Source organism: Tenacibaculum gallaicum, assembly GCF_003387615.1.
Classification (GTDB): domain Bacteria; phylum Bacteroidota; class Bacteroidia; order Flavobacteriales; family Flavobacteriaceae; genus Polaribacter; species Polaribacter gallaicus.
This window is the reverse complement of sequence record NZ_QUNS01000016.1, coordinates 1-5,861: the sequence shown is the minus strand read 5'-3', so window position 1 is coordinate 5,861 and position 5,861 is coordinate 1. Positions and strand designations below refer to the sequence as shown.

General features: G+C 44.8%; 2 tRNA genes and 3 rRNA genes. All 5 read right to left on the bottom strand.

The annotated features are described in order from the left end of the window. Positions 1-44: 44 nt before the first annotated feature. A 5S ribosomal RNA gene (rrf, locus tag C7448_RS15685) occupies positions 45-153 on the bottom strand. 102 nt (positions 154-255) lie between these two features. Beyond that, positions 256-3,125, bottom strand: a 23S ribosomal RNA gene (locus tag C7448_RS15680). A gap of 229 nt (positions 3,126-3,354) precedes the next feature. Further along, a tRNA-Ala gene (locus C7448_RS15675) sits at positions 3,355-3,431 on the bottom strand. 90 nt (positions 3,432-3,521) lie between these two features. Next, positions 3,522-3,595: transfer RNA gene (locus C7448_RS15670), tRNA-Ile, on the bottom strand. Positions 3,596-3,750: 155 nt separating this feature from the next. Then, positions 3,751-5,272 (bottom strand): 16S ribosomal RNA (locus tag C7448_RS15665). Together the 16S, 23S and 5S rRNA genes with 2 tRNA genes alongside form the textbook arrangement of a ribosomal RNA operon. Positions 5,273-5,861: the final 589 nt, after the last annotated feature.

The window sequence follows — 5,861 nt, the reverse complement described above, 5'->3', positions numbered from 1 at the left end:
CATAAAAAAAACCTCAATCTACTAAAAGATTGAGGTTTTATAAAGAAAGGCAACGACCTACTCTCCCACCATTGGCAGTACCATCGGCGCTAATGGGCTTAACTTCTCTGTTCGGAATGGTAAGAGGTGAGCCCCATTGCGATAATCACCTTAAATCGTTTCAGTATATTTCAACTGTAAAAGTTAACATATTAGTAAAATCATATCATAAATTCATCAAAGAGTTGCGCTTCCCCCCACTAGGAGGGGAAGACTGTACATAAGCCTATGGGTTATTAGTACTACTCAGCTACATACATTACTGCACTTACACTTATAGCCTATCAACGTGGTGATCTTCCACGACCCTTTAAAGAAATCTCATCTTGTGGTGGGTTTCGCGCTTATATGCTTTCAGCGCTTATCCCTTCCCGACGTAGCTACTCTGCAGTGCCCCTGGCGAGACAACAGATACACTAGAGGTCAGTTCAACTCGGTCCTCTCGTACTAAAGTCAAATCCACTCAAATTTCTAACGCCCACAGCAGATAGAGACCGAACTGTCTCACGACGTTCTGAACCCAGCTCGCGTGCCACTTTAATGGGCGAACAGCCCAACCCTTGGGACCTTCTCCAGCCCCAGGATGTGACGAGCCGACATCGAGGTGCCAAACCCCCCCGTCGATGTGAGCTCTTGGGGGAGATCAGCCTGTTATCCCCGGAGTACCTTTTATCCTTTGAGCGATGGCCCTTCCATGCGGAACCACCGGATCACTATGCTCTACTTTCGTACCTGATCGACCTGTATGTCTCTCAGTCAAGCTCCCTTATGCCATTGCACTCTACGCACGGTTACCAAGCGTGCTGAGGGAACCTTTAGAAGCCTCCGTTACTCTTTTGGAGGCGACCACCCCAGTCAAACTACCCACCACGCACTGTTCTCATTGCTGAGTTAGGCTCTAGATAAGCAAAGGGTGGTATTTCAAGGACGACTCCACAACGCCTAGCGACGCCACTTCATAGTCTCCCACCTATCCTACACATTACTTATCCAAAGTCAATACGAAGCTATAGTAAAGGTTCACGGGGTCTTTTCGTCCCGCTGCGGGTAATCGGCATCTTCACCGATACTACAATTTCACCGAGCTCATGGCTGAGACAGTATCCAGATCGTTGCACCATTCGTGCAGGTCGGAACTTACCCGACAAGGAATTTCGCTACCTTAGGACCGTTATAGTTACGGCCGCCGTTTACTGGGGCTTCATTTGATTGCTTCGCCGAAGCTAACAACTCCACTTAACCTTCCAGCACCGGGCAGGTGTCAGGCCTTATACATCATCTTTCAATTTAGCAAAGCCCTGTGTTTTTGATAAACAGTCGCCTGGATCTTTTCACTGCGGCCCTACCGGAGTAGGGCGACTCTTCTCCCGAAGTTACGAGTCTATTTTGCCTAGTTCCTTAGCCATGAATCTCTCGAGCACCTTAGAATTCTCATCCCAACTACCTGTGTCGGTTTACGGTACGGGTTCTTATAATCTGAAGCTTAGAGGTTTTTCTTGGAAGCCTTTAGGCACACTATCCACGCATCCGAAGACTTGTGGTACTATCACACTTCAGCTAGATCTGCGGATTTTCCTACAGTTCCAATACCTACATGTTTCAACGAACTATTCCGTCAGTTCGCGGTGCTTTCATTACTCCGTCACCCCATCGCAATTATAAGAAGTACAGGAATATTAACCTGTTGGCCATCGACTACTCCCTTCGGATTCGCCTTAGGTCCCGACTAACCCTCAGCTGATTAGCATCGCTGAGGAAACCTTAGTCTTTCGGTGAGGGGGTTTCTCGCCCCCTTTATCGTTACTTATGCCTACATTTTCTTTTCTATACGTTCCAGCATGCCTTACAGCACACCTTCAGCACATATAGAATGCTCCCCTACCACTTTAATAAGTCCATAGCTTCGGTAATATGTTTATGCCCGATTATTATCCATGCTCGACCGCTCGACTAGTGAGCTGTTACGCACTCTTTAAATGAATGGCTGCTTCCAAGCCAACATCCTAGCTGTCTGGGCAGTCAAACCTCGTTTTTTCAACTTAACATATATTTGGGGACCTTAGCTGATGGTCTGGGTTCTTTCCCTCTCGGACATGGACCTTAGCACCCATGCCCTCACTGCTGAGAAACATTTTATAGCATTCGGAGTTTGTCAGGAATTGGTAGGCGGTGAAGCCCCCGCATCCAATCAGTAGCTCTACCTCTATAAAACTTTGTCTCAACGCTGCACCTAAATGCATTTCGGGGAGTACGAGCTATTTCCGAGTTTGATTGGCCTTTCACCCCTACCCACAGGTCATCCAAAGACTTTTCAACGTCAACTGGTTCGGTCCTCCACTGTGTGTTACCACAGCTTCAACCTGCCCATGGGTAGATCACTCGGTTTCGCGTCTACTACTACTAACTATCTCGCCCTATTCAGACTCGCTTTCGCTTCGGCTCCAGACCTTAAATCTTTAACCTTGCTAGCAACAGTAACTCGTAGGCTCATTATGCAAAAGGCACGCCGTCACACAGTAAATGTGCTTCGACCGCTTGTAGGCGTACGGTTTCAGGTTCTCTTTCACTCCCTTACTTAGGGTTCTTTTCACCTTTCCCTCACGGTACTAGTTCACTATCGGTCTTTCAGGAGTATTTAGCCTTACCGGATGGTCCCGGTGGATTCATACAGGATTACTCGTGTCCCGCACTACTCAGGGTACTGCTATATCCTCTTCGATTACCTGTACGAGACTATCACTCTCTACGGTTCGTCTTTCCAAACGATTCCAGTTCTCTTAGATTCTAATGTCGCAGCCCTACAACCCCAATATTGCCGTAACAATATTGGTTTGGGCTAATCCGCGTTCGCTCGCCACTACTAACGGAATCACTTTTGTTTTCTCTTCCTCTGGTTACTTAGATGTTTCAGTTCACCAGGTTTGCCCCCTTGCGGGTAACATGTCTTCAACATGCTGGGTTGCCCCATTCGGAAATTTACGGATCATAAAATATGTGCTTCTCCCCGTAACTTATCGCAGCTTATCGCGTCCTTCATCGCCTCTGAAAGCCTAGGCATCCTCCATACGCCCTTATTTAGCTTATTGTACTTTTTGCTGTAGTATCTCTACTACAACGAGCTCTTTATAATTCTTGTTCTTATAAAAATATTTTGTTAGATATTATCTAACTCTCTATCTTGATTCTTTACGATATCATTTTACCAATATGTCAATGAACGTTGTGCGAGTCGCCACTGACAAGTATTTAAACTTGTTAGTCACAATCTGCCTGCAATACTCATGAAGATAATTATACTTATCTCCAGGCATCGCCTGGTGGAGAATATCGGAGTCGAACCGATGACCTCTTGCGTGCAAGGCAAGCGCTCTAGCCAGCTGAGCTAATCCCCCATATACTAGTAGTTAGTACATAGTAGTTAGTAGTTAGACACAACTACTACTCAACTTCTAGAATTTCCTTATACTTATATCTTAAATTTGTAGTCTCGGGCAGACTCGAACTGCCGACCTCTACATTATCAGTGTAGCGCTCTAACCAGCTGAGCTACGAGACTTTTTTAGCCTCTAGCCTTTAGTTCTTAGACGTTAGTTATACTACTAACAACTATCGACTAAATACTATTGACTTCTTAAGATCTTAGTCTAATTTTTTAAAATTAACAGCAAAGAGTAAAATATACCTCTATTGTAACTCACCATCTTTCTCTAGAAAGGAGGTGTTCCAGCCGCACCTTCCGGTACGGCTACCTTGTTACGACTTAGCCCTAGTTACCAGTTTTACCCTAGGCAGCTCCTTGCGGTAACCGACTTCAGGCACCCCCAGCTTCCATGGCTTGACGGGCGGTGTGTACAAGGCCCGGGAACGTATTCACCGGATCATGGCTGATATCCGATTACTAGCGATTCCAGCTTCACGGAGTCGAGTTGCAGACTCCGATCCGAACTGTGATATGGTTTATAGATTCGCTCCTATTCGCATAGTGGCTGCTCATTGTCCATACCATTGTAGCACGTGTGTAGCCCAGGACGTAAGGGCCGTGATGATTTGACGTCATCCCCACCTTCCTCACGGTTTGCACCGGCAGTCTCGCTAGAGTCCTCAGCATTACCTGTTAGCAACTAACGATAGGGGTTGCGCTCGTTATAGGACTTAACCTGACACCTCACGGCACGAGCTGACGACAACCATGCAGCACCTTGTAAAGTGTCCGAAGAAAAACCGATCTCTCAGCCTGTCACTCTACATTTAAGCCCTGGTAAGGTTCCTCGCGTATCATCGAATTAAACCACATGCTCCACCGCTTGTGCGGGCCCCCGTCAATTCCTTTGAGTTTCAATCTTGCGATCGTACTCCCCAGGTGGGACACTTATCACTTTCGCTTAGTCACTGAATCTAAATCCAACAACTAGTGTCCATCGTTTACGGCGTGGACTACCAGGGTATCTAATCCTGTTCGCTCCCCACGCTTTCGTCCATGAGCGTCAGTATATACGTAGTAGACTGCCTTCGCAATCGGTATTCTAAGTAATATCTATGCATTTCACCGCTACACTACTTATTCTATCTACTTCCGTATAACTCAAGTCAACCAGTATCAAAGGCAGTTCCATAGTTAAGCTATGGGATTTCACCTCTGACTTAATTGACCGCCTGCGGACCCTTTAAACCCAATGATTCCGGATAACGCTTGCACCCTCCGTATTACCGCGGCTGCTGGCACGGAGTTAGCCGGTGCTTATTCTTACAGTACCGTCAGTTGGTTACACGTAACCAAGTTTCTTCCTGTATAAAAGCAGTTTACAACCCATAGGGCAGTCTTCCTGCACGCGGCATGGCTGGTTCAGAGTTGCCTCCATTGACCAATATTCCTCACTGCTGCCTCCCGTAGGAGTCTGGTCCGTGTCTCAGTACCAGTGTGGGGGATAATCCTCTCAGACCCCCTACCTATCGTTGCCATGGTAAGCCGTTACCTTACCATCTAGCTAATAGGACGCATAGTCATCTCGTACCGATAAATCTTTAATTAAAAAATGATGCCATCTCTTAAAGTTATGGAGTATTAATCTTCATTTCTAAAGGCTATCCTCCTGTACAAGGCAGATTCTATACGCGTTACGCACCCGTTCGCCGGTCGTCATCTGATTGCAAGCAATCAATGTTACCCCTCGACTTGCATGTGTTAAGCCTGCCGCTAGCGTTCATCCTGAGCCAGGATCAAACTCTTCATTGTATAATCTTTAATATTATAAATGTTAAGTTCCAAAAGAATTTTTAACTTCGAAAAGTTATGGTTATTCTACTCTTTGTTTTACGCTGTCAATTTCAATATTTTCAATGAACTTGGTGAGCCGCTAATGATAAGTTTTAACTCGTCTTATTAACTCAACCTCTTGTAGAAATACTAGACTCGAACTAGTGACTTAATCGCCTTCCAAAATTTCTGTGATCGTGTCGCTTTCTTAAAGCGGATGCAAACCTACAAACTATTTTTAATCTGACAAAAACTTTTTAAAGTTTTTTTTTAATTTGTTTTTCGCACTATTTTAATGAACTGTTTTCCCTAAAATTCGGACTGCAAAGATACTCACTTTATTTCTTAATAAACAAGAAAAATTTAAACTATTTTTTAACCTTTTCTTGACATATCTTAACCCCTATCTTAATGAACTATTACTAACTTCAACGCTTACCGCTTATCCGTTTGCGGGTGCAAATATAGATACCTTTTTCCACTTAACAACTACTTTTTTTGCCTTTTTTTACAACCAATTTTTAAATCGCTACTCCACAATATTTTAACCCAAAAAGTTTTTTGTAAG